The following is a 4,763-nucleotide window of genomic DNA, read 5'->3' as shown; positions in this document are numbered from 1 at the left end:
CAGCAGCACCACGACGCCCCACGCCAGGAGTCCCCGAAACCCACGTGCCAGGTCCATCCCGCCATTCTGCCCTGGCCGGGAGCCACATCCCCGGGCTAAACCCGCCTCCCGGGTTTCACGACACCCCGCGCCATCCGTCCTGTCCGGCCGCCAACCGGGGAGTCACTTGAGCCCCCAACAGCCTTGCCTTGGGCCTCCGGTTGCCGTCCAATGGTGCACAAACCAATGATCGCCGCCGGTGGCGGTTTTCCAGAGCATGCACACCGTTGCGATCACCGGATTTGGGAAGAGGGTGAAGGGGAAGGCGATGACGGGGACGGTGTGGACAAAGGGGGCGCGAGGGGTCGCGCTGGGGATGCTCCTGCTGGTGGGCGCTGCCGCCCACGCGGGACAGGCGGGCGGGGTCAACATGCCGGATTCCCTCCAGGTGGAGGGCAAGACGCTGGCGCTCACCCACATGGAGCTGAAGAAGAAGCTCTTCTTCAACGTGTACGTGTGGAGCCTCTACATGGAGGAGGAGCCCACCTGCTTCAAGGAGGCCGTGGCCTCCAACAGCCTGAAACGCCTGCACTTCCGCTTCCTGCGCACCATCACCAAGGACCAACTCGTGGGCAGCTTCCGCGAGGGCCTCCGCCAGAACCCGGCCATGCGCCAGGACGCCCTCAACCAGTCCCTGGAGAAGCTGCTGTCGTCCCTCCATGACGTGCGCAAGGGCGACGACCTCGTCCTCACCTACCTGCCCGGCTCCGGCCTCCATGTCTCCGGCGGCGCGTCCGGCGGCGTCCACATCCCCGGCAAGTCCTTCGCCGACGCCCTCTTCAGCTCCTGGCTGGACACCCACCCCATCTTCCCCAAGTAGGCTGGCCGCTCGTCCAGCCAGGAAGTTTGGCCTCAAATTGGATGCGCGTTTCTCCTAGGCTGCGGGCCCGAGAGCGGTAGTCTCGGACCCACCAACATCCTTGTCAGGAGGAATCGCACCTATGCGGACACGTCTGGTTCTGGCTGCCCTCGTTGCCCTCTCCACGGGTTGCGTCTCGCAGGGGAAGTTCAACGAGAAGGCCCTGGAGGCGGAAGGGCTGACGAAGAACCTCACGGATGAGAAGGCGGCCCGCGCGGCCGCCGAGGCGAAGATCAAGGAGCTGGAGGAGAAGCAGGCCGCGCTGGAGCAGGAGAAGACCGCGCTGCAGACGCGCCTGGATGCCTCCGAGAACCGCCTCACCGGCGCCGCGGCCGAGCGCCGCGCCCTGGAGGAGAAGAACGCGCAGCTGGCCGCGCTCAACGACGAGCTGGGGCGCAACGCCAAGAAGCTCGCGCAGGCGAAGGAGGAGCTGGAGAAGAAGAGCTCCGAGTACGAGAACCTGGCCCAGTCCCTCAAGCAGGAGATCTCCGACGGCAAGATTGAGCTGTCGGAGATGAAGGGCCGGATGACCGTGCAGCTCAAGGACAAGATCCTCTTCGCGTCCGGCTCCGCGCGCGTGGGCAAGGAAGGGCAGGAGGCGCTCGTGAAGATCGCCGACGCGCTCAAGACGGTGAAGGGCCGCATCGTGCGCGTGGAAGGCCACACGGACGACGTGCCCACCGGCGGCGGACAATTCGCCACCAACTGGGAGCTGAGCCTGGCGCGCGCGATGGCGGTGGTTCGTTCGCTTCAGGACTCTGGTGTGGATCCGACCATGCTGTCCGCGGCGGGCTACGGGCAGTACCAGCCGCTCGTTCCCAATGACACGCCAGAGCACAAGAGCCAGAACCGGCGCATCGAAATCGTTCTCGCTCCCAGCCTCGGGGGGCGCTAGGAGGGGGCGCGGGAGACCCGCGCACCCTTCATGAAAACGCTCCTCTGTGTCGTCTGTGTATTGCTTGCGACCGGAGCCGTGGCTCAGGCTCCGGACGCAGGAACTCTCGCCGGTGATGCTGGCGCTCCCACGGGCGTGCTGACCAAGCCGCCCGCCCTCCTGCGTCAGGTCGAAGCGGCCTACCCTCCGGATGCCGCCGCCCAGCAGCTCGAGGGCACGGTGGTGATGTTCATCGACATCTCGGAGACGGGCGCCGTCACGAATGTCGAAATCACCCAGCCCGCGGGCCACGGCTTCGACGAGGCCGCCACGGAAGCGGTGAAGCAGTTCCAGTTCGAGCCCGCGGAGGTGGACAACGTCCCCGCGCCGGTGCGCATCCAGTACGCCTACCAGTTCGTCTTCCGCGCGCCGGAGCCGCAACCGGAGGCCTCGCCGGACGGCGGTGTCCAGGAGCCGCAGGGGCCGGTGAACTTCAGCGGTCAGGCGCTGGAGCGCGGCACGCGCAAGCCCCTGGTGGGCGCGGAGGTGGTGCTCACGGAGCTGGATCGCGCCACCGTCACGGACGAAGAAGGGCGCTTCGCCTTCCGGGGCGTCCCCGTGGGCACGCACCCGGTCGTCGTGGTGATGGGCAACTACGACCGCTTCAAGACGCAGGAGACGATTGAAGAGGGCAAGGAGACGCGGGCCACGTACTACGTGCAGAAGCGCATCTTCAGCCAATACGAGACGGTGGTCCGCAGCGACCGCGAGCGCAAGGAGGTGACGCGCACGACCATCACGGTAGCGGAGGTGCAGCGCGTACCGGGCACGCAGGGGGACACGCTCAAGGTGGTGCAGAACCTGCCGGGCGTGGCGCGGCCCGCGTTCAACGGCGGCGCGCTGGTCATCCGAGGCACCAGCCCGCAGGAGTCCGGCGTCTTCCTGGACGGCCTGCGCATCCCCATCCTGTACCACTTCGGTGGCCTCACCTCCGTGTACAACTCGGACCTGCTGGAGGCGGTGGACTACCTGCCCGGCAACTTCTCCGCGTACTACGGCGACATCACCGGCGGCGTCATCAACGTGCGCAGCCGCGAGCCCCGCACGGACCGGCTCCACGCCACGGTGGGCATCAGCCTGATTGAGTCCAACGCGGTGATTGAAGGCCCCATCACGGACACGCTGAGCTTCGCCATTGGCGGCCGGCGCTCGTACATCGACCTGGTGCTCAAGGCGGTGCCGTTCGACGACGACAGCCTCCAGGTGGCGCCGCGCTACTACGACGCGCAGGCGAAGCTGGTGTGGAAGCCGAGCCGCCGCCACACCTTCACGCTGCAAGGTCTGACGTCGCGCGACCGGCTGGCGTTGCTCTTGGACCAGCCGGCGGACGGCGACCCGTCCGTCAACGGCGGCCTGGATGTGACCACGGGCTTCAACCAGCTGCGCCTGCGGCACCAGTTCCGCGAGGGCAAGCTGCTGCTCGACACGCACGGGCTCGTGGGCAACACCATCCTGGACTTCCAGATTGGCGAGCGCGGGCTGCGCATCGCGTCCACGGACCTGTATCTGCGGCCCACGGTGGAGTACGCGTTCAACGACAATGTGACGGTCGCGGGCGGCCTGGACGTGGTGGCGAACCTGGCGAACGTGACGGCCAGCATCCAGCAGCCGCCGCGCGAGGGCGAGCCGCCGTCGCCGCTGGTGACGGAGGACCTCATCAACATCGATGGGAAGTTCACCCAGTACTACCCGTCCGCCTGGGCGGAGGTGCGCTGGCGGCCCATCCAGGACCTGCTGGTGGTGCCGGGCATTCGCACGGAGAGCTACATCTTCACGGACCAGCAGGAGGTGAAGCGCTCGGTGAACCCGCGGCTCGCGGTGCGCTACGCGCTCACGGAGACGCTGACGCTGAAGGGCGGCGCGGGCGTCTACCACAGCCCGCCGGTGCAGGATGAGCCGTCGCCGGGGTTCGGCAATCCGGACCTGGGGGCGAAGCGGTCGCTCCAGTACAGCGTGGGCGCGGAGTGGCAGGCGCGGCCGGAGTGGTTCGTGGGCAGCGAGGTCTTCTACAACGACCTGGATGACCTCATCGTCCGCTCGAACGCGCGCGTCGTGCGGAACGGCGAGTCCGTGCCGGAGAACCTGAAGAACGGCGGCGTGGGGCGCATCTACGGCTTCGAGTTGCTGGTGCGCCGGGCGCTGACGGACCGGCTGTTCGGCTGGATTTCGTACACGCTCAGCCGCAGCGAGCGCCGGGACGCGCCGGGGGCGCGCTGGCGCAAGTTCGACAACGACCAGACGCACGTGCTGACGGCCATCGCCAGCTACAAGCTGCCGAAGGGCTGGGAGGTGGGCGCGCGGTTCCGCTTCGCGTCCGGCAACCCGACGACGCCGGTGCTGGGCTCCAAGCGCGACGACACGACGGACGTGTTCATCCCGTACTACGGGCTGGTCAATTCGCAGCGGCTGCCGTCGTTCAACCAGCTGGACATCCGCGTGGACAAGAACCTCATCTTCGACACGTGGAACCTGGACCTCTACCTGGACCTGACGAACGCGTACAACAACCAGTCGGTCGAGGGCGTGGCCTACAACTACAACTATTCCAAGCGCGAGTACTTCAAGGGCCTGCCCATCCTGCCCGTGCTCGGCCTGAAGGGGGCCTTCTGACGCCATGCGCACTCCCGTCCTGATGTCTGTGATTGCGTTGCTGGGGGCGACCGCGTGCAGCGGCCCGGACTTCGACGCCCAGAGTGAGATTCGCAGTGTGCGCGTGCTCGGCATCAAGGCGGAGCCGCCGGAGCTGGCGTTGGATCCGAACGCCTCCACGCTGCCGCCGCCGGTGACGTTCAGCGCGCTGGCGGTGACGCCGGACGCGCGTCCGGTGACGGTGACGTACGCGCTGTGCCGGCCGGACGTGAACCCCTACGGGGACGTGGCGTGTCCGGGGGACGGCGGGGTGCCGTTGCCGGGCGGGGTGTTGTCGTTGAG

The 4,763-nt window shown here is 67.7% G+C and carries 3 protein-coding genes and 1 pseudogene; all 4 read left to right on the top strand.

Annotated elements, in window-relative coordinates; genetic code table 11:
* Positions 1-307 precede the first annotated feature (307 nt).
* On the top strand, positions 308-859 hold the full coding sequence (locus tag D7V80_RS40235) for a chalcone isomerase family protein (RefSeq protein WP_120593057.1): 552 nt from the start codon (positions 308-310) through the stop codon (positions 857-859).
* A 121-nt stretch (positions 860-980) separates the two neighbouring features.
* The gene (locus tag D7V80_RS40230; protein WP_120593056.1) at positions 981-1,793 is read left to right on the top strand and encodes an OmpA family protein; all 813 of its coding nucleotides are present in this window, start codon (positions 981-983) and stop codon (positions 1,791-1,793) included.
* A 30-nt stretch (positions 1,794-1,823) separates the two neighbouring features.
* Positions 1,824-4,442 (top strand): TonB-dependent receptor domain-containing protein, encoded by a 2,619-nt coding sequence (locus D7V80_RS40225; protein ID WP_120593055.1) that lies wholly within the window; start codon positions 1,824-1,826, stop codon positions 4,440-4,442.
* Positions 4,443-4,446: 4 nt separating this feature from the next.
* A pseudogene (locus D7V80_RS40220) lies at positions 4,447-4,763 on the top strand (hypothetical protein); the annotation flags it as partial.

Source organism: Corallococcus sp. CA054B, assembly GCF_003611625.1.
Lineage (GTDB): Bacteria > Myxococcota > Myxococcia > Myxococcales > Myxococcaceae > Corallococcus > Corallococcus coralloides.
This window is presented reverse-complemented; position numbering and strand designations above follow the sequence as displayed.